The 26,615-nt window shown below is 52.4% G+C and carries 22 protein-coding genes; 11 read left to right on the top strand and 11 right to left on the bottom strand.

The window, feature by feature from the left end; translation table 11 throughout:
• Nucleotides 1-125: 125 nt before the first annotated feature.
• Complete coding sequence (locus tag Q0O33_RS06815; protein WP_295497588.1) at nucleotides 126-647, bottom strand: hypothetical protein; 522 nt, start codon at nucleotides 645-647, stop codon at nucleotides 126-128.
• 457 nt (nucleotides 648-1,104) lie between these two features.
• Complete coding sequence (acs, locus tag Q0O33_RS06810; protein WP_295497594.1) at nucleotides 1,105-3,042, bottom strand: acetate--CoA ligase; 1,938 nt, start codon at nucleotides 3,040-3,042, stop codon at nucleotides 1,105-1,107.
• A gap of 214 nt (nucleotides 3,043-3,256) precedes the next feature.
• Here acs and Q0O33_RS06805 point away from each other — a divergent pair, with 214 nt between their 5' ends.
• Nucleotides 3,257-4,405 (top strand): alpha-hydroxy acid oxidase, encoded by a 1,149-nt coding sequence (locus Q0O33_RS06805; protein ID WP_295497586.1) that lies wholly within the window; start codon nucleotides 3,257-3,259, stop codon nucleotides 4,403-4,405.
• Nucleotides 4,406-4,455: 50 nt separating this feature from the next.
• On the opposite strand, the gene Q0O33_RS06800 is transcribed toward Q0O33_RS06805, so the two are convergent.
• The 4 genes from Q0O33_RS06800 to Q0O33_RS06785 are packed head-to-tail and all read right to left on the bottom strand — an operon-like array spanning nucleotide 4,456 to nucleotide 7,086.
• The gene (locus Q0O33_RS06800; RefSeq protein ID WP_295497584.1) at nucleotides 4,456-5,649 is read right to left on the bottom strand and encodes a lipid-transfer protein; all 1,194 of its coding nucleotides are present in this window, start codon (nucleotides 5,647-5,649) and stop codon (nucleotides 4,456-4,458) included.
• Nucleotides 5,646-6,092, bottom strand: coding sequence for an OB-fold domain-containing protein (locus tag Q0O33_RS06795; RefSeq protein WP_295497582.1), 447 nt, complete (start codon nucleotides 6,090-6,092; stop codon nucleotides 5,646-5,648). The genes Q0O33_RS06800 and Q0O33_RS06795 overlap by 4 nt, the downstream gene beginning before the upstream one ends.
• On the bottom strand, nucleotides 6,089-6,628 hold the full coding sequence (locus Q0O33_RS06790; protein ID WP_295497580.1) for a MaoC family dehydratase: 540 nt from the start codon (nucleotides 6,626-6,628) through the stop codon (nucleotides 6,089-6,091). Before Q0O33_RS06790 ends, Q0O33_RS06795 begins: the two co-directional genes overlap by 4 nt.
• Nucleotides 6,629-6,645: 17 nt before the next feature.
• The gene (locus Q0O33_RS06785) at nucleotides 6,646-7,086 is read right to left on the bottom strand and encodes a MaoC family dehydratase (protein ID WP_295497578.1); all 441 of its coding nucleotides are present in this window, start codon (nucleotides 7,084-7,086) and stop codon (nucleotides 6,646-6,648) included.
• Nucleotides 7,087-7,358: 272 nt separating this feature from the next.
• On the opposite strand from Q0O33_RS06785, the gene Q0O33_RS06780 reads away from it, so the two are divergent.
• Entirely contained in the window at nucleotides 7,359-8,018 is a 660-nt protein-coding gene (locus tag Q0O33_RS06780) for a TetR/AcrR family transcriptional regulator (RefSeq protein WP_295497576.1), read from the top strand.
• A 4-nt stretch (nucleotides 8,019-8,022) separates the two neighbouring features.
• On the opposite strand, the gene Q0O33_RS06775 is transcribed toward Q0O33_RS06780, so the two are convergent.
• The 3 genes from Q0O33_RS06775 to Q0O33_RS06765 all read right to left on the bottom strand — a co-directional run bounded on the left by Q0O33_RS06775 (nucleotide 8,023) and on the right by Q0O33_RS06765 (nucleotide 14,209).
• A complete protein-coding gene (locus Q0O33_RS06775; RefSeq protein ID WP_295497592.1) occupies nucleotides 8,023-9,441 on the bottom strand; it encodes an aldehyde dehydrogenase family protein in 1,419 nt (472 codons plus the stop codon).
• Nucleotides 9,442-9,467: 26 nt separating this feature from the next.
• Nucleotides 9,468-11,486: a PQQ-dependent dehydrogenase, methanol/ethanol family gene (locus Q0O33_RS06770; RefSeq protein ID WP_295497574.1), complete on the bottom strand. Its 2,019-nt coding sequence runs from the start codon at nucleotides 11,484-11,486 to the stop codon at nucleotides 9,468-9,470.
• 152 nt (nucleotides 11,487-11,638) lie between these two features.
• Entirely contained in the window at nucleotides 11,639-14,209 is a 2,571-nt protein-coding gene (locus Q0O33_RS06765; RefSeq protein WP_295497572.1) for a TonB-dependent receptor, read from the bottom strand.
• Nucleotides 14,210-14,480: 271 nt separating this feature from the next.
• On the opposite strand from Q0O33_RS06765, the gene Q0O33_RS06760 reads away from it, so the two are divergent.
• The 8 genes from Q0O33_RS06760 to Q0O33_RS06725 are packed head-to-tail and all read left to right on the top strand — an operon-like array spanning nucleotide 14,481 to nucleotide 23,396.
• Nucleotides 14,481-16,556, top strand: a complete 2,076-nt coding sequence (locus Q0O33_RS06760) for an NAD(P)/FAD-dependent oxidoreductase (RefSeq protein ID WP_295497570.1) — start codon at nucleotides 14,481-14,483, stop codon at nucleotides 16,554-16,556.
• 3 nt (nucleotides 16,557-16,559) lie between these two features.
• On the top strand, nucleotides 16,560-17,324 hold the full coding sequence (locus Q0O33_RS06755) for a crotonase/enoyl-CoA hydratase family protein (protein ID WP_295497568.1): 765 nt from the start codon (nucleotides 16,560-16,562) through the stop codon (nucleotides 17,322-17,324).
• Nucleotides 17,324-18,166: a 3-hydroxyacyl-CoA dehydrogenase NAD-binding domain-containing protein gene (locus Q0O33_RS06750; protein ID WP_295497566.1), complete on the top strand. Its 843-nt coding sequence runs from the start codon at nucleotides 17,324-17,326 to the stop codon at nucleotides 18,164-18,166. Before Q0O33_RS06755 ends, Q0O33_RS06750 begins: the two co-directional genes overlap by 1 nt.
• 27 nt (nucleotides 18,167-18,193) lie before the next feature.
• A complete protein-coding gene (locus Q0O33_RS06745) occupies nucleotides 18,194-19,372 on the top strand; it encodes an acyl-CoA dehydrogenase family protein (protein ID WP_295497564.1) in 1,179 nt (392 codons plus the stop codon).
• Between the two features lie 3 nt (nucleotides 19,373-19,375).
• Entirely contained in the window at nucleotides 19,376-20,902 is a 1,527-nt protein-coding gene (locus Q0O33_RS06740; RefSeq protein ID WP_295497562.1) for a long-chain-fatty-acid--CoA ligase, read from the top strand.
• Nucleotides 20,893-21,693 (top strand): ester cyclase, encoded by an 801-nt coding sequence (locus tag Q0O33_RS06735; RefSeq protein WP_295497560.1) that lies wholly within the window; start codon nucleotides 20,893-20,895, stop codon nucleotides 21,691-21,693. Before Q0O33_RS06740 ends, Q0O33_RS06735 begins: the two co-directional genes overlap by 10 nt.
• Complete coding sequence (locus tag Q0O33_RS06730) at nucleotides 21,690-22,616, top strand: 3-keto-5-aminohexanoate cleavage protein (RefSeq protein ID WP_295497558.1); 927 nt, start codon at nucleotides 21,690-21,692, stop codon at nucleotides 22,614-22,616. The genes Q0O33_RS06735 and Q0O33_RS06730 overlap by 4 nt, the downstream gene beginning before the upstream one ends.
• A gap of 3 nt (nucleotides 22,617-22,619) precedes the next feature.
• Nucleotides 22,620-23,396 carry a cyclase family protein gene (locus Q0O33_RS06725; protein ID WP_295497556.1) on the top strand — a complete coding sequence of 259 codons (777 nt, stop codon included), beginning with the start codon at nucleotides 22,620-22,622 and terminating at the stop codon, nucleotides 23,394-23,396.
• 5 nt (nucleotides 23,397-23,401) lie between these two features.
• On the opposite strand, the gene Q0O33_RS06720 is transcribed toward Q0O33_RS06725, so the two are convergent.
• Entirely contained in the window at nucleotides 23,402-24,067 is a 666-nt protein-coding gene (locus Q0O33_RS06720; protein ID WP_295497554.1) for a glutathione S-transferase N-terminal domain-containing protein, read from the bottom strand.
• Between the two features lie 11 nt (nucleotides 24,068-24,078).
• The gene (locus tag Q0O33_RS06715) at nucleotides 24,079-24,849 is read right to left on the bottom strand and encodes an SDR family NAD(P)-dependent oxidoreductase (protein WP_295497552.1); all 771 of its coding nucleotides are present in this window, start codon (nucleotides 24,847-24,849) and stop codon (nucleotides 24,079-24,081) included.
• A 139-nt stretch (nucleotides 24,850-24,988) separates the two neighbouring features.
• On the opposite strand from Q0O33_RS06715, the gene Q0O33_RS06710 reads away from it, so the two are divergent.
• Nucleotides 24,989-26,614, top strand: coding sequence for an NAD(P)/FAD-dependent oxidoreductase (locus Q0O33_RS06710; protein WP_295497550.1), 1,626 nt, complete (start codon nucleotides 24,989-24,991; stop codon nucleotides 26,612-26,614).
• Nucleotide 26,615 lies beyond the last annotated feature (1 nt).

Raw genomic sequence — 26,615 nt, 5'->3', positions numbered from 1 at the left:
AGCTTCCGCTTCCGCGCCAGTGCCGCAGCGCCCAAAAACAGAAAGGAAAAACCAACCTCTTGACCCAAAACCCGCTACGCGGGATATAACAACCACCCGGGTCACTTCTCAGTGAAAATAACGGGTCACTTCTCAACGACAATCAACAGCCCAAGGCCGAAATCTTGAAAAAGCTCGCCGAGACTATCATAGGGCGGATCTGCAGCCTTCAGGTCCCAGTCGAGCGGCATAAAATTGAGAGGAGAATTTTGATCGTCTCCGCGAATTTGTAGGACGAGAGTTCGGCTCTGTTGCTCTAAGCCGTCCGGATGCAGTTCGACGAACTGGCCTGCGTGGCCCCCTCCGTGTTGTGGTGGAAACTCAATCAATCCATTGGGTGAATTGAGGTTTCCCTTAAGAATATCCTCGATGAACTCGCGTTGGGACTTCTCGATTTGTGCAAGCGGAAATGTCTCGGCAATCACTCCGTTCCACTCAAAACGCCTGTAGGCGACATCCAAACCCTGCAAAGTAAGTCGCAGTCGAGCCTTAACGACGATCTGGCGGCCCTGTCGGGTCCACGACACATAAGCTACAGTAGGAACCATAGCGTCTGCGAACGACTCCGTTGCTTTGAAAAACGCATCGACAGCATCGACATTCATCAATTTACGGTAAGGCCATCTATTAAGTTTGACAACAAGAGTTGGGTTCCTACCAAGCAACCATCCGCGTTTAAGGTATTAGACTGTAGCACCCGGCTTTTGCGGCAACTAGCATCCGGTTCGCATTTGCACAAAAACTGCGAATTTGACATATGGAAGGTCCCTTATCGTCAGCCCCTTTTAAAAACTTCTCCCTAGGGTCGACGTCGTTCGGCCCATTATGTCGAGCTATGAAAGTTCTATTGTGAGGCCGGGATTTTTTAACATAACCCTCGATAGCGCACAATTACGAGGTGTGCATAAAGGCGATTCTCAAGCTATCTGTTGTCATTCCCAACAAACGGGTCGCACCAGAGAAACGGCGGGTTCGTCGAAATCCGCCGTTTCTATGCTTCTGTTAAACAGTCCTCAACAACCGTTACATAAGTCCTGCGTAGGTCAAATTTCCCAATCGTGTCCCTCATGTGGGAACAGAGCGTGTTTGCACTAACATGTCGACGACGGAAGGATCGGCGAGAGTTGAGATGTCGCCCAAGTTGGAAACATCACCCTCGGCAATCTTGCGCAATATGCGGCGCATGATTTTGCCGGAACGCGTTTTGGGAAGTCCGGGGGCAAAATGGATGACATCCGGAGTGGCAATGGGACCAATTTCATGGCGGACCCATTTAACAAGTTCGGCGCGAACCTCCGGTGCCTCCGCTTCATTCGCGTTCAACGTGACATAAGCGTAAATGCCTTGTCCCTTTATATCATGGGGAAAGCCGACAACCGCCGCCTCCGCCACCTTGGTATGGGCAACGAGAGCGCTTTCGACCTCAGCGGTACCCATGCGGTGGCCCGATACGTTGATAACGTCATCCACTCGGCCAGTGATCCAATAATAACCGTCCGCATCCCGCCGGCAGCCATCGCCAGTGAAATATTTGCCGGGATAGGTCGTAAAATAGGTCTGGAAAAACCGCTCATGATCGCCCCAGACAGAGCGCATCTGGCCCGGCCAGCTATCGGTCATGCACAAATTGCCATCGGTCGCGCCGTCGAGCACCTTGCCATCTGCATCGACAATCGCTGGCTGCACGCCGAACATGGGTTTTGACGCTGCGCCCGGCTTAAGCGCATGCGCGCCGGGTAAAGGCGTCATCATCGTCGCGCCGGTTTCGGTCTGCCAATAGGTGTCGACAATTGGGCACCGTCCTTCGCCCACCACATGATAATACCACTCCCATGCCTCGGGATTAATCGGCTCGCCGACCGACCCAAGTAGCTGCAGCGAACTGCGCGAGGTTTTCTTCACCCATCCATCGCCTTCGCGCATCAGTGAACGCAAGGCCGTTGGCGCGCCGTAGAAAATATTGACTTGGTGCCGGTCAACAATTTGCCAGAAACGGCTGTGGTCGGGGTAATTGGGCACGCCTTCAAACATGACGGTTGTCGCCCCATTCGCGAGCGGGCCGTAGACGACATAGCTATGTCCCGTGACCCAGCCAATGTCGGCGGCACACCAATAGACCTCGCCCGGCGTGTAGTTGAACACATAATGGTGAGTCATCGTTGCCCACACCAGATATCCGCCAGTCGTGTGCAGCACGCCCTTTGGCTTTCCCGTTGAGCCCGACGTGTACAGAATAAAAAGCGGATCTTCTGCGCCCATCACTTCTGGTTCGCAATCGCTGGGGACTTTTGTGCGCGCCTCGTGATACCAAGCATCCCGGTCGCCCTGCATTTCAATGTCGTTTCCGACATGGCGGACGACAAGGCATGCCTTGACCGACGTGCAATGTGTCAGCGCCTCATCAACATTCTGCTTAAGCTGAACCAGCTTGCCGCCGCGCATGCCAGCGTCAGCCGTGATGACAATGTTGGAATCACAATCTTGAATACGACCCGCCAGTGCATCGGGGGAAAATCCGCCAAATACGATGGAATGGATGGCACCAATGCGGGTGCACGCAAGCATGGCCATCGCGGCTTCCGGGATCATCGGCATATAGATGGTAATACGGTCGCCCTTGCGTGCGCCCAATTCTTTTAAGGCGTTCGCCATCAGGCAAACTTCGGCATGCAATTCGCCAAAACTGATCCGCCGTTGCTGCGAAGGATCATCACCTTCCCAGATGATCGCGATATCGTCTTTGCGGTCTGGCAGATGGCGATCAATGCAGTTTACAGAGACATTCAACGCACCATCTTCAAACCATTTGATACCGAAATCGGTTTCGTTGAAGCTTGTGTTCTTCACTTTGGTGAAAGGCGTCATCCAGTCGAGGCGCTTGGCCTCCTCTCGCCAGAATGTATCCGGGTCACTGACCGATTGGGCATAAGCAGCGTCATAACGTTCGGACGTAATAAACGCCTTTTTCTTCCATTCAGCCGAAACAGGATAGATTTCCGCCATTTTGCCCTCCAAATCTTTCATGTTCTATTGCGATTATAAGGAGCTGAGGCAAATTATTTTGGTCAGCTATTGTGACCGAAATTAAGTCATCTTGCGCAGTCTTAACTTCCATAGAACCGAGATATTAGACATTCGCATTGCAGTGCTCTAGCGCGCCCGATGCACGCGCAATTTAACGAGTGCATTTACAAACGAGCCCTGCCATAGCTCTCAAATGCATTTATCAGATTGCCATAACGTGAATGACTTCAGGTTGTTAGCAAAGCGGCGGCTTCCGGCGCCGATATTCAATTATATCGACGGGGCAGCAGATGACGAGCGGACGAAGGACCGCAACACAAATGCTTTTGACAGTTGCGACCTCGTCCCGAACGTTCTTGCTGGCGTGTCTGAAATCGACATGGGTGCAACAGTCATGGGAAAACGCATTTCGATGCCGCTCATGTTGTCACCCACGGCATTGCAGCGCCTTTTTCATTGGCAGGGTGAGCGTGCCGTTGCTGCGACAGCGCAGGAATTGAATACATGGTTTGGGATATCTTCACTTGCGACCGTAAGCATTGAAGAAGTCGGCGAGACCATCACTTCACCGAAGTTATTCCAGCTCTACATCCACAAAGACAAAGGGCTGAACGCATCGATGATCGAACGCTGCAAGGCGGCGAAGTTCGATGCGATTGCGCTGACCGTTGATACCATCGTTTCGGGCAACCGCGAACGTTGCCTGCGTAGCGGGTTTACCTCTCCACCGCGTTTTACGCCCGCCTCGGTATTAAGCTATGCCATCCACCCGATGTGGGCGCTGAATTATATCTTTCGCGAGAAATTCGCGCTTCCCAATTTGCAGACTCATGTCGATGCCGGCACCAATGTCGCGGTGTCGGTCGCCGAATATTTCAACACAATGCTTGATACGTCAATGGACTGGAAAATGGCCGAAAAGGTCAGGTCGGATTGGGGCGGTCAGTTTTGCCTGAAAGGCATCATGTCCGTAGACGATGCGAAACGGGCCGTTGATATTGGCGCGACCGCGATCATGGTTTCCAACCATGGCGGTCGGCAATTGGATGGCTCGCGTTCGCCTTTTGACCAGATTGCCGAAATCGCCGACGCCGTTGGCGGCAAAATCGACATCATCTGCGATGGCGGTGTGCAACGCGGAAGCCATGTCCTGAAAGCGCTCGCCGCTGGCGCGACAGCTTGTTCCGGCGGGCGATTATATCTGTATGCGTTGGCCGCCGCAGGTGAACCTGGCGTGCGACGCATAGTGGGCAAACTGCGTGACGAAATCGAACGCGATATGAAGTTAATGGGCGTCCGGTCAGTTGCCTCGCTCAATCAATCAATGTTACGTTGGCGCTAAGTCAATACTGAGCAAGCCGGAAACTTCACTGGTCACGGCGATACCGTATCTCAGGTCTTCAGAATAACCGACCCGCCGTTCGCGCCCAAACCTAAAACTGCTGACATGCCTATCGTCGCATCGGGGACTTGATGCCCTTCTGCCTCTCCGCGAAGTTGCCACGTAAGTTCGCATATCTGAAGAACCGCCTGCGCAGTCGTTGCTTCGCCAAAAGACAAAAAGCCCCCACTAGGGTTCACCGATATCTGGCCACCGATTTCAAGCTTGCCATTGTCGAGCATCCAGTCGCCTTGGCCGGGTTCATAAAAACCAAAAAGCTCGGGCCAGGATAGCAAGTGCCAGACTGTATTGTCTGCCATTTCTAATACATCAACGTCCTCTGGCCCAATTCCTGCCATTTCACATGCGCTATTTACGGCATTTACAACCTCACTGGTGTGAGAGACATTAGGTAAAACGTTAGTCGATACCGTCGGAATACGACGCGCCGGGTCACCAAACTCGCCGGTAGCGATTGCACAGCCCGCAACCTCCACTGGCTTGCGCCCAGTTTTCCTAGTATATTCTTCTGTACCCAAAATGACTGCTGCGGCGCCGTCACTCACTGGACAAATTTCAAGAAGATGCAGCGGATCGGCAACCATTGGTGATGCCAGTACTTCTTCGATGCTAGTGGCTGCGCGAAAGCGCGCGAGACGGTTGCCACTTGCGTTCTTTCGCATCATGACCGCGGCCCGAGCTAAGGTCTCATCGCTGGTCCCAAAATCAAATTTACGTCTATTGGCTTCGATAGCCCAGTAGGCTGGGTTTGTTGCGCCCATAGCCACCCAACGCAGATAATCGCTGTCGCTAATGTCATCAGGACTACCGGGTGGCCGCGGGATAAAGCCCTTAGGCATTCGTTCAGCACCCAAAACCGCAACAACGTCATGCTGCCCGCTCGCAATCAACGCATATGCTGTTTGAAATGCCACTGCTCCGGCAGCACACGCACCGCCAACATTAATGCATGGAATACCTTGCTCAGCCACCGACTGAACAACTTCATTCGCGTGAAGCCCCCAGCCCATGCCTCCCTCAAACCGAGAACTCGCGGCAACAAGCCCTTGAATCTCGGGCCAAGCTAACGACGCATCTGCGAGCGCCAAATTCATGGCTTCATGTGCGAGTTGAAGCTGTGGCTTATCTGGCCATTTCCCCCACGGATGTGCCCCTGCGCCTAATACATAAACTGACCTTGTCATGCTGCCCCTGCCCTTTCCGCTGGCGCAAATTTATAGGTCAGTTTTTCACCAATTTCGGCATCAGAATACAGCGGCTCGACTACAAGTTTGAGTGTCATCCCGATGGCTATCTCGTCTAACTTTATGCCTGTCAGCATGCCCATTACTTGTAACCCATCACCCAGATCGACAAGGCCCAAAGCATACGGCGACCAGTGATCCATCCGAAACAAAGGTGGCGGCTGATATCTCTGCACGGTATAGCTATAAAGGGTGCCGCCATGGGGCAAGAATGTCTGCTCAACCGATTTGTCCCGGCATTTAGGGTTTCGACAACTTAGTGCTTGCGGGAAATAAATCGTGTTGCAGGCATGGCACTGCGAACCGATCAGTTTTGGAGTTCCCGCGACAATTTCGAACAAGCCTTCCACGATTGGAGTGCTCGCGTGTTGTTGCGCCATCATAGCGACAGAATATCCCGCGTTTCGCGAAAATAATGTGTTCCGTTTTCAACGTCAGTGACGTTCACTTCGTGCCGTACATACCGCCTTCCGCGCTTTTCATATTTATCCGTTGCCCGGGTCGCGATCCTCACGGTCGCGCCAACGGGAATGGGCGCTAGAATCTCGGAATCGTGAAATGTATGTATGGAACCTATCGCAAACGGTTTGTTATGGTCAAATTGCACAGACAAAACGAAATGCGAAACCAGAACCGGCGGTACAATAGCACCGCCGAACGGGGACTCACCTTTGATATGCCATGTGTTCATTTTCCATGCTTCATACCACGGATTGAAGTCCTCCACAGCGTCAGCATACAGGATGACCAACTCGGGCGTTATATGGAGTTCTCGGGATAGCTCATCACCAATCTCAACCATATCCCAATAGGTTTGAGACCCTTGCTCTAGGCTATCAATGAATTCGCGCGTCTGCTCTATTTGTATATCGCTCAACGGACGAAGGGCGTCAGTTCGGATTGTCTCGGCTTGCATCATTCGTTCCCTTGCTTAATTCAAACACCAACATCGACTTCCACCCAGCCGACTGTTTTCTTTTCGCCCGCTTCATTCTCGCTCCAAATATCGACCGTGAACCTGAACCCATTGCCTTTAGGCGTCTTTTCTCTGACTACGCCATGCGTAACGATGACTTCGTTAGCCAGCGTAGACGCCACATATTTGCAAACCATGCGGGCATTGCTGAACATCTGAGCACCGAAGTGATTCACACACATTTCGGCCAGATAGGCCGAGGACATTTCTCCCGTTTGGATCGGTGCAGAAAGACCCGTTGTGGCAGCGTAAACAGGATCCCAGTGGTTCGGATTAAATCGACCCCAAAGACGCGAACCCATCAACTGAATTACGGCCTTTTTCTTAATGCTCTGAAGCTTGTACCCGACTGGCGTGTCGCGCGTAACCAGTAAGGAATTCAGCACGTCGGTGCGACTCATCAGGTGCCTCCTATTCTGCATTTGTGCAGCAAGATTAGATTCGTTTCTGACTTAAAGATGTATCAAGCAATCACTTTCGTCAACACTATTGTTGAAAATGCTGCGATGTTAGTGCAAACACTGTAACCTGGTTGTCTGCGACAACTATATCGGCTGAATCGCTGATTGCGCAAGGCACCGGAATAATGGCAGTACGGTAAACGTCCTGACAAATTCGTGATGTTGGGGCCGCGCTTGCAGATGCGAGTATAAGATGGAAACTAGAGACGATTATGAAACCAGTGAGCAACATCGGGAAACGCCGCAAACTTGCAAAAGACGATTCCAGCGCTTCATATGAAGCGCGTCGAAAAGAAATAGCCGAAGCCTCTATACGCGTTTTCAACCGGTTAGGTTTTAAGGGCGCCAGCATCAGTGCGATAGCAGCGGAACTCGATATCGATAGAGCGTCACTCTATTACTATTTTTCATCAAAGGAGGAGCTGTTTGATGAGCTTGTGCGGACCGTGGTCGAACGCAACCTCGAACTCATCAAACAAATAGAATCAAGCGGCGTCAGCCCTCGCCGCAAATTGCGCGACTTGGTCAATACATTGATGACCTCCTACGGAGACAATTACCCCCTGTTTTACATATATATTCGCGAAAACCTCAGCCATGTGAGCGATGCACGCACTGAATGGTCAAAGTCTATGCGCAAAATCAATGCCGAGACCGTTGATGCGGTCATTTCAATCATAGAAGAGGGCTATGCCGATAACAGCCTACGTAAAGTGGGATCATCTCGTGTCGTTGCATATGGTATATTAGGCATCGTCGGGTGGACCCATCGCTGGTTCCGGCCCGATCGAAGCGATGTCAGTGCAGAAGAAATCGGCAAAACCTATGCCGAACTGTTGCTGGCTGGGCTCGAAAGTCCTTACGGACCTTAGCCAGTTAAGCGTTTGCCATTTTTGCAAAGTTCATAACCTTGGCCTGCGTAAATTCGAGCAAGCCATGCATCCCCATTTCGATACCGACGCCTGACATTTTCGCTCCGGCGAAGGGGGTATCAGGACCGATGTCTCCGTGTTTGTTGATCCACACGGTGCCGGAATCGAGCCGCGCAGCAACTGCGCCGGCTTTTTCGCTGTCCGACGACCAAACCGAATTGCCAAGGCCAAAACTACTATCGTTCGCGCGTGCGACAACGTCATCCACGTCTGAAAAGCGCATAACCGGCAAAACCGGGCCAAATTGTTCGTCGGTAACCAGGCGCGCATTGTCCGAAATATCACGCACGATTGTGGGATTAATGAAGTACCCCTGACCGTCGGGGCTGTCACCCCCTGCGATTATTGTTCCTTCGGCTCGTGTTTCCTCGATCAGGGCTTTCAGCTTGTCGAATTGAACACGGTTTTGCACAGGACCAAGCTGTGTGCCCTGTTGCGAGCCCGGTCCGACAATAGCTGCTTTTGCAATTTCAGCGAGTTTCGCGCAGATGGCGTCATACTTGCTGTCATGCACATACAAACGCTTTAGCGCGATACAAACTTGACCATTGTTCATGAAGGCCGAATCGAACAGTTGCTGTGAGACTGTATCTGGATCACAGTCGTCGAGAACGATGCCGGAATCATTCCCGCCAAGTTCCAATGTCATTCGCTTGAGCGTACCGGAGCCTGACGACATGACCTTCATGCCTGTACTGGTCGATCCCGTGAAGCTGACTTTACGTACCATCGGATGACTCGTGAGCACATCTCCAAGGTCATTCTTGTCGGTCACAATGTTCACTGTGCCTGCTGGAACGATATCCCTCCAAAGTGCTGCGATTTGCAATGTCGCCAGCGGCGTAGTAGCAGCTGGCTTTACTACCACGGTGTTCCCCGTAATTAACGCTGCGCCGACCTTATTTACTGCGGTAAGCACAGGAAAATTCCACGGCACGATCGCAGCAACCACACCAAGCGGGCGGCGGTGTAGTTCGATCCGCCGAGTTTCGCTGTCTTCAATCAACTCGACAGGAATTTCCAGCCCAGCATAATAGCGCAGAAAATAAGCGGCCCCGCCGACCTCGCCTTGCGCATCGGCCGTTGGTTTTCCTTGTTCACGAGTCAGCGTACGGGCAATGGATTCGATATTCGCCTCAATGGCTTCAGCCATTTTAATGAGCACAGCACGGCGCTCATCGATCGACGTCGCGGACCAGGCTGGGAACGCGGCCGCGGCAGCGGTTACGGCATCTTCAATTTCTTCACGCGATGCACAGGCACAGACCGCAAACACTTCTTCGGTCGCCGGATCAACAACATCAACCGTTCGGCTACCGCCCATCATTTTACCGTTCACCAGCATGTCGTAGCGCGCTTCCATCACAAACTCTCCTAATCCGGTATCTATCAGATGCCCTTGGTCGCCAGGACTTTCGCTCGACCAGCAACATAGGCGCGGGTAGCCTCCACATCTTCACGCGACAGCCATTTGCTGAAGCCAACCATACCATTGTCCTTCAGTATTCCATCATGGACCACTTCTTGCCACAATTTCTGGTCAGCCAGTACCGGCGAGCGACGCAGATCCGGCAAGACGCCGGAAGATCGTGCTGTGCCTCCATGGCATACAGAACAGGTGGTCTCGAAAATTTGTGCCCCCTTGGCGACGGTAGCAGTGGACCATTTGTCCTTCACGACAACCGCCGGACCGGGATCCATACGTTCTACCTTATATGGTGCCTTCCCGCCGATCGCGAATACCAGCAGTCGACCATTGGGCCGTGGTCCCATATTTTCTGTGAAGGGGCTAGCGACGCCATAGCCACCACCATAACCGACCATCACCGCAACATATTGCTTGCCGTTAACCGAGTAGCTAACCGGAGGTGCTACGATCCCAATCTTACTGTCAAATGACCACAGTTTCTTGCCGCTGGTTGCGTTAAATGCATTAAACTCGCCTTTGGCATTGCCTTGGAAAACTAAGCCGCCAGCAGTTGCCAGCACGCCACCGTTCCAAGGACCACCATGGTCGACCCGCCACATTTCCTTTTGCTTTATGGGATCCCAAGCAATCAAGACGCCTTTCAGAATCGCACGGATGGCTTTCAGTCCAGCCTCGTCGTCAGGTAGGGTATTAATTGCTAGGTTCACGCCAAGGTTCCAACCCCCTTCTCGACCGACAAATGGCGCATCAGATTGGTAAGCCATCGGCACTTCCTGTGCGGGAATATATACCAGATTGGTCTTCGGGCTGAACGCCATAGGCTGCCAGTTGTGGGCGCCGTGGCCTGAGGGATTAGCTACGAAAGGTCCATTTTCATAACGTGCACCTGGCATCTCTATAGGTCTGCCGGTTTTCATATCCACGCCCGAAGTCCAATTTTGCGGTACAAAATTCTTCGCCGAAACGAGTTTGCCGTTGCTTCGGTCTATAACGTAGAAAAAGCCATTTTTCGGTGCTTGCATCATGACCTTGCGATCAGCCCCACCAATTTTCAACGATGCGAGGATGATCGGCTGTGTCTGTGTGAAATCCCAAGTTTCGGCGGGTGTTCCTTGGTAATGCCATTTATATTTGCCCGTATCGGCATCAAGCGCAACCACAGACGACAGGAACAGATTGTCGCCCTTTCCATTCGAACGGACACGGTGATCCCATGGTGATCCATTGCCCACGCCGATAAGGACTTGATTGAAATCCTTGTCGTAAACAATTGCGTCCCATACGGTGCCGCCGCCACCAAATTTGGTGTAATCGCCATCCCAAGTGCCTTGCATTTTGGCGATAATATCATCGGACGCCGCTCCGTCAGGCTTGGCGCCTTTCGCCGGCGGAACCGTATAAAAGCGCCACGCCTGCTTACCCGTTTCTGCGTCGTATGCAGACACATAACCACGGACACCATATTCACCGCCGCCGTTGCCAATAAGCACGCGGCCTTTGACGATTCGAGGTGCGCCCGTGATCGTATAAGGCTTGCTCTGGTCAACGGTGACGACGGACCAAACAAGCTTGCCCGTCTTGGCATCAAGTGCAATCAGGCGCCCGTCCAACGTACCTGAATAAATTTTGCCATTATAAATTGCTGCGCCGCGATTGACGACATCACAGCAAGCCTTGAAACCTGTTTCCCCCGGTACTTTCGGATCATATTTCCACAGCAGCTTACCCGTGGTCGCATCAAGCGCATGAACCTTGGACCATGCAGTGGTTGTGTAGATTACCCCGTCTGCCACAAGCGGCGTGGCTTCTAACCCACGCGCCGTGTCAAACTCATGGGACCATTCAAGGCCGAGGCTGCTAGCCGTCTCAGCGTTTATTTCTTCCAGACCACTATAACGCTGTTCTTCGTAGGTACCGCCGTATGTCAGCCAGTTTTGGGTTTCGGAAGCCGCGCCGTCCAAGCGGGAAGTGTCTATCACGCCATCCTCATACCCGGACCCGCACGAAACCAAAAAAGCCATGGCTAAGACCACACAAAGCTTGCGCATAATTATCCGTCCTGTCTCAATTTACCTCGCCATAAGGAAAGACACCCGCGCAGAACTATCAGCGCGGGTGTCTCTTTAATCATCTAGAATTTTGCGGAGAGTTCCACTCCAAAGGTGCGCGGTGCTGCGCGAATTCGATAATCGCTACCATAGCTTCCTTCAACGTTGATCGCGTTTGGATAATAGAGTTTATCGGTCAGGTTTTTAACAAAGCCAGCAATAGTGAAGCTGTCGGTGGTATAGGAAATTCGCCCGTTAATCAGCCAATACGGGTCTTGCCCTTCACCTAGCGGCCCTCTACCGGAAAGCACAGAACTACCTTGAGGTCCCACATAGTCATAGGATCCAAAAACGTCGTAGTAGTAGCGTCCGGTGTAACTGGTGTCAGCATGAACCGTAAATGTTCCTGATTCCGTCTTGGCAACATCCCAGTCGATGCCAATATTTCCTGACGCTTTGCTGGCATAAGGAAACGGATTTCCGCCGACGTCAATTTTACCACCTGCTGTGGAAATGCAATTACCTACTTGAGGTGGCGTACCATTAATGGGCGCAGTCGGACACGAACCACTGTTGAAGCTGCTATCAAGATATCCAAAGCCAGCATTTAAGCGGATGTCATCTGTCACTGCAAAGATGAGTTCAGCGTCAAGACCCGTAAGTTTGCCGTCAAGGTTAATCAAGAATGTAACTGAGCTTGGATCGAGCAATTGCTGCTGTTGACCTGCATATTTATAATGAAACACTGAGGCGTTAAACTGGAGGCGGTTGTCAAAGAACCGGCTTTTCATGCCGACTTCAAAGGCGTCAACTTTTTCCGGTTCCACAAAGTAAACTTGCGCTGCGGACTGGAATGCAAGGCCATTATATGTTCCGCCACGATAGCCACGACTGTAGCTTGCGTAAAGAAGAACGTCGTCGTTGACCTTCCAGTCCAGGATTGCACGGCCTGTTAGCGCGTTTGAACCATCGCGGCGGTTAAGAGGCTTAATGCTTGCATCCAGCGCTGCGGAATCACCAATAAAGTATTTTTGGAAGACGCCGCCTGGAGCATAGTCTGATACAGTGTAAAGTCGTGGTGCACCGGTATCATCAAAAAATGTGGTGAGGGCGTCAAGATAAGCAAACTTATCTTTCGTGTAACGGAGCCCGGCGGTGAATTTTACACTCTCGGTAAGTTCGTAACTTGCTTCGCCATATATGGCTATCGATTTACGCTCTTGGGTATAGTCCTGCTTTGCCTTCAATGCAGTTGCTAAACCGGCTTCACGCCCAAGACCCGCTGGATTGAAGTAATTTTTGGGATTTCCAATAGCGGCGTTTACGTCGCTTAAGAAGCCGTAGAAGTCTGGCGTATTGTTTGTGACAATTTTATCCCAGCCGTAATAGACGCCGGCAATGGCTTTAAATCGATCCGCTGAAAAATCGAGGCGAAGATCTTGATTAAAGCTCTTGGACAATGAAGCGTACCCGATTGAGCACACATTATAAGGTGTGCCATCGCAATCAATACGTGGCAGCAATCCGTTTCGTGTCCTATCAAACCCAGTGATTGAAGTCAGGTTGACGCTGTCAGACAACTCAAATTTAGCATTCAGAACTGCGCCAAAGGTTTTTGTTTCGGCGGTACCAATTGAGTTACCCTCGATTTCCCTGGCAGAGAGACCCCGACCCTTCGCGCTATATGCAGGTGGCAGAAATCGGGTCAAATCGCGCCCATTGCCAAACAAAGTGCTGGCAAGTGGCGTGTAAAAAAAGCCAAAAGCAGAGTCTGCTAAGTTTATGGTGTCATCGGTCAGGGATGGCCCGTGATTTTGAGGCGAGTCTTGCCCGCCCACGGACTGAGCAACATAAGCTTTAAAATTGATGTCAATCGTTTCAGTGGGGACAAACCTGATTTGGCCACGAAGCCCCCAAGTTTCATGTCCGCCGGGCGAAATTCCAGCATTCTGGTCGCCGAATGCAACATTATCTGGGACATTAGGATTAGACTTGATCAAGCCTACCGGTTGGATATTTTTTACGTAAGGGTCGGAATTCACATAACTACCCGCAATGCGGATCCCCAGCTTATCCTCGACGGGCGTTACCTCAATCGCGCCAAGCGCGCTTATGCGATTGAATGAGCCGTATCCGATCGTCGCGTGCCCGTTGGAACCCGTTAAACGTGGCTTCCGTGTAATAAAGTTAATCGCACCACCGGTAGTGTTTCGGCCAAACAACGTTCCTTGCGGACCGCGAACAACTTCGACTTGCTCAAGGTCGTACAATTGTTGGCCATGACTTGCGCGAAATGACTGGTAAACTTCATCCACATACACCCCAACTGGCGAGGCCGCGTTAGAGTTGTATTCTGTGCCCACACCGATCCCGCGGACCGTGAAGTTGGGTTGCGTCTCGCCATAGGCAGAGCTGACCTGAAGGTTAGGAATAGAGTTGTTTAGGTCCGAGGTCGAAAAGACACCCTGCTTGGTTAGCTGCTCAGTCGTGATGGCAGTTATCGCGACCGGCACATCTTGAAGGTTTTCGTTGCGTTTGGTTGCCGTCACAATGATTTCGCCAAGGCCAGCTTGAGTGTCCGACGTGCTTTGTTCATTTTGTGCGTGTGCTGCGGTATTTATGGCCATCAGGCCAACCGCGGCAGCTGTGTACAATAACGTTCTGCTTTTCCTCATCTCGACTCCCTCTCCAACTAAGCTTGTTTTTCGGTGGCATATCGAGTCGCCACTCTTATCAACAGTAATGTAGCCAGATAAATTCTGGCTCGTCAACACCTCTGTTGCATAGGCTTAGAAAGCACGTGTCTTGGATAGGCACAACCGAATGCGTCAAGTCAAATTTCTATCAATTATAGCCTTTAAAGTATTGTTTATAAGTCATATTTTTAACATACTCGATTAGATCCAGACATTTCGATATTTCACTATGTCCAGTGACCAACTTATAAATATTATCAACGTATATGTTGACAATTTCATTTTTGCGGATAATTTTTTGCAATCGAAGCGCGCTTTGAGGCGGTGCAGGCAGAAAGCAGATGACAGCGCAATTATGGACGGACAGACAAAAAGTACGGGCGATCAGGAATGGCTCCTCGATGCGCTCACCGCGGCAAATTTGCCTACCTTGTGCTGTTTGCTCGTTCATCTGACGGGGGATCGCAGCTGGATCGAAGGCGAATTCGTTCCTTCGCGTACCCGTGGTCTGGATGATAATGACAGCGGCGGGTTCACCGAGAGCGTGAAGCAAAAAATTCGAGATGCTGCTTATGTCGCATTGAACGACTGGTTATCCGGGAAAAGGCCCGCCCTTCCAAATCCGACGGATGAATTACTTGTTGAGATGATGAGCGCGTCGCTGGGTGAAATCGTGCCGCAATCATATGCGCCAATGATCCGTAACGACTTGGCATTAAGCGATGAATCCGCTGTGTCCCCGATAAGCACGCCGGCGAATTCCGATTTCTGCGCCTTGATTATAGGGGCTGGAATTTCTGGCCTCTGCGCGGCGATAGAGTTTGAAGCGGCAGGCATCCCCTACACTATAGTTGAGCGTCACAACGACCTGGGCGGTGTTTGGTTTGAAAATCGTTATCCCGGCGCGGCATGTGATGTCCCGAGTTATCTATACTCATTTTCATTCGCCGCATACGACTGGTCGAGATTTTTTGCGGGCAGCAGCGAGATTCATAATTATCTAGAGGACGTAGCAGACAGGTACGACATTCGTCGCCACATTCGTTTTGGTCAAGAAGTTGTCGAAGCCCGATTTGACGAAGTATCCGGAAAATGGGAAGCCAGTCTAATCGATGCTGACGGCACACAGCAGCTTATGAACGCCAATCTTTTGATCAGCGGAGTTGGTGCATTTAACAAGCCTAGACTGCCCAACGTCCCGGGGTTGGCTGACTTCAAGGGACCAAGCTTCCACACTGCCTGTTACCCTCAGGAAGGCATAGATCTGGAGGGGCGGAACGTTATTTTAATCGGCAATGGCGCAAGCGCCATGCAAGTTGCGCCCGCAATCGTAGATAAAGTCGCTTCGCTCACCATTGTACAACGCACGCCACAATGGGCGGCGCCATTTCCAAAGTTCGGTCAGGACATACCTGACTCATTAAGACGCTTGCTAATGGAAGTACCGCTGTATCGGTTGTGGTACCGGCTGCGACTCAGCTGGGCCTTTAACGACAAGCTCTACGAAGCGTTGCAGCAGGATCCTTCGTGGGACGGCGGCGGTCGATCAATCAACGCCATTAACGACGCGCATCGTGTGGGTTTAGAGGCGTATATCAAGTCAGAACTTGGAAGTGCTATACACCTACTGCCCCAAGTATTGCCCGATTATCCGCCCTTTGGAAAACGCATGCTTTTAGACAATGGCTGGTTCCGCACTTTGGCGAAAAAAAACGTCAAACTGGTCACTGGCTCTGTCGTCGAAGCGCACGCCACTGGCGTCACGACAAATGACGGTCAGAAACACGACGCGGATGTTTTAATATGGGCGACCGGATTTGATGTCGTAAATCTTCTAGCTCCTATGAAGGTCGTAGGCCTTGGCGACCGCGAACTTCATGATGATTGGAACGGAGACGACGCGCGCGCCTATTTGGGGACAGTTGTGCCCGGTTATCCCAATTTCTTCTGCCTGTACGGGCCGAACACTCAGTTTGGGCATGGTGGCAGTCTTATAACAGTCCTGGAACGACAGATGCATTATGTCATGTCGCTGGTTCGACAAATGCTGGAAAAGGGCGCTACCCAGATCGAAGTCGATAAGCACGTTCATGATGCGTATAATGAGAAGGTGGACAGCACTCACGCGGGCATGGTCTGGACTTATCCCGGAGTTGAAACTTATTATAAGAATTCAAAAGGCCGCGTGGTGGTTAACAATCCTTTTCGGATCCTCGAATATTGGCAAATGACAGAGACGGCCGACCTCACCGAATTTAAAGTGGGGAGAGATGCGATCGACCCTACCGACAGTGTGGTAGCTTGAACGATGTCAGATGTTGTTGAAATCCAGCAGCTCGATGGAGTTTTGATTATTGCGATAAACCGGCCGCTTCAACGCAACGCCGTTAATAGAGCTGTATCGCTTGCCATCGCAACCGCTATCGACCGTCTAGAAACTGACCCCGAACTGCGTGTGGGTATTGTAACTGGTCATGGGGGGTATTTTTGCGCAGGCATGGACTTGAAAGCGTTTGCAGATGGGGAACGGCCGGAAATTGAAGGTAGAGGCTTTGCGGGCTTAACCGAGTCGCCGCCGGAAAAACCGCTAATTGCTGCAGTAGAAGGTTTCGCTCTAGCTGGTGGGTGTGAACTAGCACTTACATGTGATCTAATTGTGGCGGCAGAAACTGCTTGGTTCGGATTGCCAGAAGTTCAACGCGGACTGGTAGCAGGTTCTGGTGGCCTTGTCCGTTTACCGCGCCGGATTCCGGAAGCAATCGCACTTGAATATGCCCTGACCGGAGAGCGAATGGATGCCAATACTGCCCACAAATGGGGGTTAGTGAACCGGGTAACAAAGGAAGGCGCCGCACTAGACGGGGCAATAGCGATGGCCAAGGCAATCACGGCCAACGCGCCGCTAAGTGTTGCAATGACGAAGCGTATTGTTCGTAAAGCGCCAAATTGGCCAGACACCGATATTTGGACATTGCAGCGGCCGTTGGTAGATTTGGTTATCGGATCAGAAGATGCGCTTGAGGGCGCTCGGGCATTCTCGGAAAAGCGCGCTCCTCATTGGAAAGGCCGTTAATGAAACACGTCGCAGTAGTTGGAGGCGGCACAATGGGTGTCGGCATTGCGTATGTATCCGCCATGGCAGGGGCGACCGTGACGGTTGTGGAGCCCGATCAATCCCGCGCTTTGGCCTTCAACCGCACTGTCGATGAGACCGTTCTGTCCTCCATCGCGCGCGGCAAAATGGACGAGGCGGGCGGCGATGCGCTTCGTTCCCGAATCGAGCGAGTGACGACCGTTGAACAAATACCAATGGCCGTTGATGTGGCTATAGAAACGGTATCTGAAAAACTGGAACTCAAACTTGAAATATTGGCTGGCATCGCAGCACGTGCGCCAAAGTTAATCGGCAGCAATACGAGTGCCATGTCCATTGACCGGCTCGCACAGGCGTTGCCCGATCCAACGATATTTTTAGGAATGCACTTTTTCAATCCAGTCTGGTCGCTCCCTCTGGTCGAATTAGTGCGTGGCCAAAATACTTCTGAAGCGTCGCTCACCGATGCCCGGCAATTTGTCGAATGGCTTGGCAAGCAATCGCTTACGGTGCGCGACGTACCCGGGTTCGCAACCAGCCGGCTCGATCTCATATCCAGCCTTGAGGCGATGCGCATGGTCGAGTCAGGCGTTACAACTGCCGCTGATATCGACAAGGCAGCGGTCCTTGCATACCGGCATCCAGTAGGGCCGCTGCGCCTCAGTGATATCGTCGGATTAGATGTCCGGCTCGATATCGCCCGCACATTGGAGGCTGCGCATGGGTCCCGTTTTTCACCACCCCAAATCCTGATCGATATGGTCGCTGAGGGTAAGTTGGGTGTCAAATCCGGCGAGGGGTTTTTCTCTTGGCCTCAATAATTTCAACTTTGTTTTGGAGCAACCCACATGGCATCTGACTTATTTCAATCCTCTTTATGCGATACAGCGGAGCATCACCGCGATCTGCGCGATAGCGTAAGCAAACTCGTAAGCAAATTCGGGCGTAAATATTTTCAGGATGTCGTAAACAAAGGCGAGCAGCCTGACGCGCTGTGGAGAGAATTGGGGGATGCAGGGTTTCTGGGGGTCCACGTATCCGAAGAATATGGCGGCGGCGGCGGCGGCCTTGCTGAATTGAATATCTGCATCGAAGAAACGGCAGCACAAGGCTGTCCGATCCTTGCCATGGTCATTTCCTCGATCACCGCACCTATTATCGGGAGTGTGGGAACAGAGGCAATGAAGCGCGAGTGGCTGCCCGACATTGCGACTGGAAAACGCAAAATGTGCTTCGCGATTACCGAGCCAGATGCAGGATCAAACACGCATAAAGTTTCCACCCACGCGGTTAGGCGCGGCGACCGTTGGGTCATTAATGGCGCTAAATACTGGACGTCAGATATAGATCAATCTGCCGCCGTTATGGTCGTTGCACGCGATGGTGCCCCCGTCACTGACGGGTCGCGTCAAGGGCTGTCGTTGTTTGTTGTACCTACCAATACGCCGGGCATTTCCATGACCCGCATCGATGCAGCGTTGTGCACTTCCGAAAAGCAGTTCACCGTATTCTTTGACAACGTTGACGTTCCCGAAGATGCATTGATCGGAGAACCTGGAGCGGGTTTAAAGCAAGTATTCGCTGGGCTGAATCCGGAACGAATCGCTGCAGCGGCTATCAACAACGGCATTTCCAGATTTGCCATTGAACAGGGCGCGCAATACGCCAAAGACCGTTCCGTCTGGAATACGCCAATTGGCGCGCATCAGGGGGTGGCTCACCCACTTGCAGAGGCGTATATCAATGTGCAAGCAGCTCGCCTGCTTAACGCACGCGCGGCCCAATTATGTGACAATGGGGAAGACGCGGCCGAGACTGCGAATATGGCAAAATTTGCTGCGGCGGAAGCATCATTAAAAGCGCTCGATCAGGCAATTCAAGTCCACGGCGGCAATGGTCTTTCGAACGAATATGGTCTCTCCGATCTGTGGTTTATTGCGCGCCTACATCGAACTGCCCCGGTTAGTCGCGAAATGATCCTGAATTATGTGTCAACGCATAGCTTAGGGTTACCAAAGAGTTACTAACCGATGGAAACGAATTTAGTCACGTTGTTGCGAACCCACGCGACGCAAAAGCCCCAATCACCGTGCCTTACATTCGGCACGGAGACATTGAGCTTTGGCGATGTGGACGCGCGTGCAAGTCGGGTTGCACGTGCGCTGGCAGCTTCGGACATCCAATCAGGCGACCGGGTCGCCATCGTTGCCCGCAATACATCGGTTCATTTTGAGCTATTTTTCGGATGTGCGAAATCTGGTGTAATATTCGTGCCTATCAACTGGAGATTGTCGGCACGGGAAATTGCAGATATCGTCGCAGACGCGTCCCCGTCGCTCCTTTTCATAGAAGACGAATTTCAGACATTGCTGTCGCTTGACATGCCGCATCAGGCCCGAACTCTGCTGAGTCATTATCCGACGTGGCGAGACTCGGCGCCACCCGACGACGCCGACCATACACCATCGCCAAATTGTCCGCTGCTTTTGCTCTACACGTCTGGCACTACAGGGACCCCCAAGGGGGTTGTCCTCAGTCACGGCAACCTATCATATCTTGCCCGGATGGCCCACGAATTGTGGGACATGTCGAACCATAGTGTGAATCTTGTAGCCAGTCCGCTGTTTCATATTGGTGGCATTGGTTATGCCATGACCTGCATGAGCCAAGGTGGCCATACGGTGCTAATGCAGCAAGTTGTGCCGCGTGACATCGTAGCGGCCATTCGAGATCAAAAAGTTACGCACGGGTTTTTCGTACCAACAGTAATCCAAATGCTACTCGACTTGCCCGAAGTGGCTGAAATAGATCTGAGCAGCCTTAATCGCATTGCCTATGGCGCAGCTCCGATTGGCGAAGCAGTACTCAAAAGAGCAATCGAAATATTCGGTTGTGGATTTATGCATACGTACGGCATGACGGAAACAGCGGGGACCGTCGTGATGCTGGCGCCGGAAGAACATGAACCGGACGGCCCCTATGCTAATCGTTTGCGGTCATGCGGTCGGCCTATGCCCTGGAACGAGCTGATGCTGGTCAATCCAGCGACAGAAAATCCGGTAGCGGTTGGGGAAGTTGGCGAAATTCGTATCCGTTCCAAGGCCAACATGCTCGGGTATTGGAACAAGCCTGAAGAAACCGCAAGAGCGATCACAGCAGACGGTTGGCTGCGCACGGGTGATGCTGCTTACCGCGACGAAGACGGCTTTATCTACCTGCACGATCGCTACAAGGATATGATCGTTTCAGGTGCGGAGAATATCTACCCGACTGAGATCGAAAATGTGCTTTATCAACACCCCGACGTCACGCAGGTCGCCGTTATTGGTGTCCCCCACGAGCGCTGGGGCGAGACACCGAAAGCCTTTGTGGTCGTGCGTAACGGACGCCATCCGTCAGAATCCGAACTCATTGCTTTCACACGCGCGCAATTGGCTCATTATAAATGCCCGACTTCAGTGGCGTTCGTAACGCAATTGCCGATGAATGCATCTGGCAAAATTCTCAAAAAAGAAATGCGAAACCCTGAGTGGTTGAAGGAAAATGCATGTCCATAAGTCCATCCGCTCGGTTACTTCGCGGCTTCGCGGTCGATTTTCTCACCTGCCATAATCCGGCAGCGGTGGAGACGATTATGGAGCCCGATTACGCGCTCAGTATAAGCGGTGTTCTCCTTGCCGGACGCGATGACGCCTATCTGCCTGCAACCGCAGCACAGCTCGACCAATTTCCCGGCCTTTGTGTGACAGTACATGACACTGTCATTGGCCCCGATGCGGTCGCCATGCGTTTTACCGAACATGGGGTCTCTAACCGACACCACGGGCGGCGTTCGACATGGGGTGGTGTGACGTTATTCCGCATTAAAAATGGCCGACTGCATCAGGGTTGGGCCGAAGAAGATTATTTCGCCCGCAAAAGGCAGTTGGCACAAGCCACATGCGATGTGGTGCAATCCCCCCACCCTGCCCCGTGGGACGCCCCCTGCGACGTGCCTAATGTCGAGGTGGAGGCCATCGCGCGTGCGTTTCTTAACGACCCGGCCAGCTGGGCCGACTCCTCACGCATCGACGAAATCAGTGCAGAAGGTCCGCGTTTTGCCGATCTTGTTGCCATCGCAGATATCACGGTCGATCAACTTTTTTCGGCGGGCAATCGAGGTGCTTTCCACCTCTCCTGTACAGGGAAGTATAAAGGCGGCTTTCCCGATCTCGATACTGCGCTTGTTGGCCAAAGCGTGATCCTCAGGCTCGCCGGATTGTTCGACGTGGCCGATGGTGCAGTCTCTCGCGTTCAGGTTTGCGCCGACCGGCTCGGCCTAAGCCGTTCATTAATGGATCCCAAATGAGCAAGATCATAATCACCTGTGCCGTAACCGGCGGCGCGCACACACCGACTATGTCGGACGCGCTGCCCTGCACGCCCGCAGAGATTGCCGAACAAAGCGTAGCAGCCGCCGAAGCTGGCGCCGCGATACTTCACCTTCATGCTCGGATGCCGGAGGACGGCCGCCCCACGGGTGACCCTGATGTCTACAACCAGTTTCTCCCCGTCATCAAACAACGGACCGATGCTGTGGTCAACATCACCACCGGCGGTTCAGCGACGATGCCATTGGCCGAGCGCTTACGTGCCGCCGTTAGGTTCAAGCCCGAAATGTGTTCGCTCAACATGGGTACCATAAACTTTGCAATGTTTCCCGCTGCCAAGCGCGTCAGCAGTTGGAAGCATGATTGGGAAAAGGATTATATTCTCGGTTCCGACGATTTCATTTTTCGCAATACCTTCCGTGATATCGCGACAATATTGGAGACAATGGGTGAAGCTGGCACGCGTTTCGAGCATGAATGCTACGACGTCGGTCACCTTTATAACCTTGCCTACTTTGTCGATAGCGGCGCCGTAAAGCCGCCGTTCTTCATCCAGATGATCTTTGGAATAATGGGGGGCATTGGGCCTGACCTTGAAAATCTGATGTTCATGAAATCTACCGCAGACCGGCTGTTTGGCAAGGACAGTTTCCAGTGGTCTGTCCTCGCCGCTGGCAAGTATCAGATGCCATTTCTCACTCAAGCCGCACTCATGGGAGGGCACGTCCGCGTCGGGCTCGAGGATAGCCTATTCATCGAACGTGGCCAGCTTGCGGTATCGAACGCGCAGCAGGTCGAAAAAATCGTGCGCATAATTCGCGAAATGGGGCATGAACCAGCGACGCCGAGCGAGGCACGCATTATGCTGGGTCTCAAAGGCGGCGACAGAGTGGAGTTTTAATGCATGGCGCGGACAATCGTTGATCTTTCCATCTATCTCGAAAATGACGTAATCTCAGACCCGCCGCCATATCAGCCGAAGATCGAATATATCGACCACAATACGTCGATCCCTTCCCTGATTAACTTTTTCCCCGGCCTAAAGGCCCAAGATTTGCCGGACGGTGAGGCTTGGGCCATCGAGAAGGTTGAGTTGATAACGCATAACGGCACGCATCTGGATGCCCCCTATCACTTCGCTTCAACGATGAACAAGGGCGAGCGTGCGATAACGATTGACGAAGTGCCACTCGATTGGTGCTTTCAGCCTGGGGTGAAGCTTGATTTTACGAAATTCGCAGACGGCTATGTCGTGACCGCTGCTGATGTAGAGGCAGAACTCACGCGGATTGGTCACACGGTTTCCCCACTTGAAATTGTCGTCGTGAACACGGCTGCGGGTAAGCGTTACGGACAGGATAATTATGTCACATCTGGCTGCGGGATGGGTTACGAAGCGACTATGTACCTTCTTGAACGCGGCGTCCGGTTGACGGGAACCGACGGCTGGAGCTGGGACGCGCCGTTTGTCCATACGCGCGAAGCGTATGAATCAACTGGCAATGCGGATTTGATTTGGGAAGGTCATAAAGCTGGGCGCGATATAGGGTACTGTCATCTCGAAAAGCTACATAATCTAGAGGTATTGCCGCCCACAGGATTTACCATTGCCTGTTTTCCGATGAAGATACGGGCTGCGTCAGCAGGCTGGACGCGAGCGGTGGCAATATTTGAGGATTAACCCCCTCAAACAATCTTCTCGGCCAAATCAAACATAAATGGGGCAGTTTGCTTCACAGATGGCCGGTCGCGGTGATGTGCGTCGAACCGCTCTAAATTTGGATACAGCACATTCCAATCGTCCATGTCAGGTGCGAAGTTTTGCCAAGCGGTGATCATGCCGGTATTAATCACTATGTCTTGCATACCGAGCAGTGCAATCACGGCGATGTCGGCCAAACCAAATCGGTCATCAACAAAAAATACGCGGTCGCCAACGCGGCGGTTGAGGTCGGTGAGACCGCCTTTAACCTTCCTAAGTTGCCGTTGGGCCCATTCGGTGCTGATATGTTCGCGTTGCATTTCCCAGAACAGAAGTACCGTGGCGTCAGCGACTCCTTCTGCAATCGTGTGGATCAGCTTGGCCTCCAGCACGCGCTCTGGATCGGCTGGAAGCATCGATGGCTCCGGATATTTATGTTCAAGCCAGTCCATCAAGAAGGTCGACTCAAAGACGGGATCGCCGTCATCGGGGATCAATATCGGTAGCTGCTCCAGCGGATTATAGCGCGGAGTCTGGGTATCGGCATGCCAAGGCACTTCGTTCTGAAGAGTGAAGGCTATGCCCTTTTCAATCAATGCCATGCGTACTTTGCGCGCAAAGGGACTTGGCGTTGCACTGATCAATATCATTTGCGTAATCCTCAATTCATCCAGTGGCCACCCGTGATGTTTATCGCCTGGCCCGTCATATATGCGGCGCTGTCAGAAGCCAGAAAGGCCACAACTTCCGCTATTTCAGAAGGGTAGCCGGCACGGCGTAACGGGACGCTTTTCACGCGCGCAGCTACATCGGGCAAGTTTTGAACACGGTTCAATTCCTCCGCTTCAGCGCGCATGTTGGTATCAACAATGATACCAGGGCAGACAGCGTTAACACGGATGCCTGATACACCGAATTCACCAGCAAGGCTTTGGGTAAGATTAATGATCGCGGCCTTAGTCGCACCATAAGCAGCATGATTGGGCACACCTTTTTTGCCGGTCCATGAGGACATATTGATGATGCAACCCGCCCTGCGTTCTATCATTCCCGGCAACACAGCCTGACTGAAATGAAACACTCCGTCGAGATTTGTTGCAAAAGTCGAATGCCAGTCACTTTCGCTGACGTCCAGAAACGATGCGGTGCGCAATATTCCAGCGTTATTCACCATAACATCGATCCCACCAAGTTCAGCGGCGACCACAGCAACCGCGGCCCTTGCAGCTTCCCGCTGCGCGACGTCGCCGATAACAACACATGTCCTGCGCCCGAGGTCGCGCACAGCTTCAGCCACCTCCTCCGCAGCGTTAGCATCGACATCAAACACACCCACATCGGCCCCACCGCTTGCCAACCGCAGCGCAATTGCACGGCCAATGCCCGCTCCGGCACCAGTGACTAACGCAATCTTGCCTACAAATTCGACCATATTTTCGCAATCATACTCGTTAGTATTGCAAATATCTTTTCGGTATCATATGCTTTCAACATAAGTGTTGATTTGAGTGCTGTCGAGCGTAAATTTATAGCCCACGTGCGATGCTAAAAGATTGGAGAGCCTGCCGCTGATGTCACCTCATTCGCCTGCAAAGCCACAAACGGATTATGATGCAATTGTCGTCGGCGCTGGTTTCGCCGGACTCTATATGCTCCACAAACTGCGCGAGATTGGCTTGTCAGCCCGTGTTTTCGAGACAGGCAGCGATGTTGGCGGAACATGGTTTTGGAACCGCTATCCCGGCGCGCGCTGCGATGTATACAGCATGGAATATTCCTACTCGTTTGATGAGCAACTTCAGCAGGAATGGGTTTGGACCGAACGCTATCCTGCGCAGCCTGAGATACTGAAATATATCGAACATGTTGCAGACCGTTTCGATTTGCGGCGCGACATTCAATTCGATACCCGCGTGACCGCAGCGCATTTTGACGAAGAAACAGGTATCTGGCGGGTTAAAACCGAGGACGGTACTACAGTCACTGCATGTTACTGCATCATGGCGTCAGGCGCGCTGTCCGCATCTCGTAAGCCGGATTTCGAAGGCTTGGACGACTTTGGCGGCACCTGGTATCACACCGGTCAATGGCCGCACGATCCGGTTGATTTTACCGGACAACGTGTAGCAGTGATCGGTACCGGGTCGTCAGGCATTCAGGTTACTCCTATGGTTGCCCAACAAGCTGCACATCTTACGGTTTTTCAGCGGACGCCCAATTTCAGCATACCCGCTTGGAACTATCCGCTATCAAACGCAGAACAGGAAAACTGGAAACGACAGGCCGCGCATCATCGCGCAACCGCCAAAGCATCAAAATCCGGGGCATTATACCAGTACAGCCAGCGCAGCGCGTTAGAAGTGAGCAACGAAGAACGGCAAGGCGAATTTGATGCTCGATGGTCACACGGTGGCGCCAATTTCACGCATGCCTTTAATGACCTGTTCAAGAGCAAGGCAGCAAATGATCTGGCTGCCGATTATGTGCGGACGAAGATCGGGGAAATCGTTCAAGATCAGGATGTCGCAGCGAAACTGACGCCAACTGATCACGCGATAGGTACCAAGCGCATTTGCGTCGACACCGATTATTATGCGACGTTCAACCGCGCTAATGTTGCGCTAGTCGATGCGCGCGCGACGCCTATACAGCGAATAACCAAGGAAGGCATTGAAACGACCGACGACTTCTATCCGGTTGATAGCATTGTTTTCGCCACCGGCTATGACGCAGTCACCGGCGCGCTAACTCGGATCGACATCCGGGGACGCGCTGGCAAGTCGCTGAAGGACAAGTGGAGCGACGGGCCAAAGACATATCTGGGAATCATGGTGGCTGGCTTTCCCAATCTTTTTACGCTGACCGGTCCCGGCAGTCCGTCCATTTTGACCAATGTAGTCATGTCGATTGAACAACATGTAGAATGGGTGGGCAATTGCCTGATACACATGGCGCGCGAAGAATTGCAATTGATCGAAGCGGACCAGCAGGCTGAAGATGAGTGGGTCGAACATGTCCGCGAAGTCGCCAACGGGACACTCCATGTACACGCCGACAGTTGGTATATGGGTGCTAACATCCCGGGAAAGCCGCGAGTAATGCTTCCTTATGTTGGTGGGTTGGGGGTCTATACCCGAATTTGCGATGAGGTTGCCGCAGAGGGCTATCGGGGCTTCATCCAAAGCAAAACCGCCTGAC

This window comes from Sphingorhabdus sp. EL138 (genome assembly GCF_945862485.1).
GTDB lineage: Bacteria > Pseudomonadota > Alphaproteobacteria > Sphingomonadales > Sphingomonadaceae > Sphingorhabdus_B.
Note: the sequence above shows the minus strand (reverse complement) of the source record. Positions and strands in the feature narration are given on the sequence as shown.

Bases quoted from the DNA above. Each gene is read 5' to 3' on its own strand.
- acs (WP_295497594.1), bottom strand. From the start codon at position 3,042: ATGGCGGAAATCTATCCTGTTTCGGCTGAATGGAAGAAAAAGGCGTTT.
- Q0O33_RS06805 (WP_295497586.1), top strand. From the start codon at position 3,257: ATGCATTTATCAGATTGCCATAACGTGAATGACTTCAGGTTGTTAGCA.
- Q0O33_RS06800 (WP_295497584.1), bottom strand. From the start codon at position 5,649: ATGACAAGGTCAGTTTATGTATTAGGCGCAGGGGCACATCCGTGGGGG.
- Q0O33_RS06795 (WP_295497582.1), bottom strand. From the start codon at position 6,092: ATGATGGCGCAACAACACGCGAGCACTCCAATCGTGGAAGGCTTGTTC.
- Q0O33_RS06790 (WP_295497580.1), bottom strand. From the start codon at position 6,628: ATGATGCAAGCCGAGACAATCCGAACTGACGCCCTTCGTCCGTTGAGC.
- Q0O33_RS06785 (WP_295497578.1), bottom strand. From the start codon at position 7,086: ATGAGTCGCACCGACGTGCTGAATTCCTTACTGGTTACGCGCGACACG.
- Q0O33_RS06780 (WP_295497576.1), top strand. From the start codon at position 7,359: ATGAAACCAGTGAGCAACATCGGGAAACGCCGCAAACTTGCAAAAGAC.
- Q0O33_RS06775 (WP_295497592.1), bottom strand. From the start codon at position 9,441: ATGGAAGCGCGCTACGACATGCTGGTGAACGGTAAAATGATGGGCGGT.
- Q0O33_RS06760 (WP_295497570.1), top strand. From the start codon at position 14,481: ATGTCCAGTGACCAACTTATAAATATTATCAACGTATATGTTGACAAT.
- Q0O33_RS06755 (WP_295497568.1), top strand. From the start codon at position 16,560: ATGTCAGATGTTGTTGAAATCCAGCAGCTCGATGGAGTTTTGATTATT.
- Q0O33_RS06750 (WP_295497566.1), top strand. From the start codon at position 17,324: ATGAAACACGTCGCAGTAGTTGGAGGCGGCACAATGGGTGTCGGCATT.
- Q0O33_RS06745 (WP_295497564.1), top strand. From the start codon at position 18,194: ATGGCATCTGACTTATTTCAATCCTCTTTATGCGATACAGCGGAGCAT.
- Q0O33_RS06740 (WP_295497562.1), top strand. From the start codon at position 19,376: ATGGAAACGAATTTAGTCACGTTGTTGCGAACCCACGCGACGCAAAAG.
- Q0O33_RS06735 (WP_295497560.1), top strand. From the start codon at position 20,893: ATGTCCATAAGTCCATCCGCTCGGTTACTTCGCGGCTTCGCGGTCGAT.
- Q0O33_RS06730 (WP_295497558.1), top strand. From the start codon at position 21,690: ATGAGCAAGATCATAATCACCTGTGCCGTAACCGGCGGCGCGCACACA.
- Q0O33_RS06725 (WP_295497556.1), top strand. From the start codon at position 22,620: ATGGCGCGGACAATCGTTGATCTTTCCATCTATCTCGAAAATGACGTA.
- Q0O33_RS06720 (WP_295497554.1), bottom strand. From the start codon at position 24,067: ATGATATTGATCAGTGCAACGCCAAGTCCCTTTGCGCGCAAAGTACGC.
- Q0O33_RS06715 (WP_295497552.1), bottom strand. From the start codon at position 24,849: ATGGTCGAATTTGTAGGCAAGATTGCGTTAGTCACTGGTGCCGGAGCG.
- Q0O33_RS06710 (WP_295497550.1), top strand. From the start codon at position 24,989: ATGTCACCTCATTCGCCTGCAAAGCCACAAACGGATTATGATGCAATT.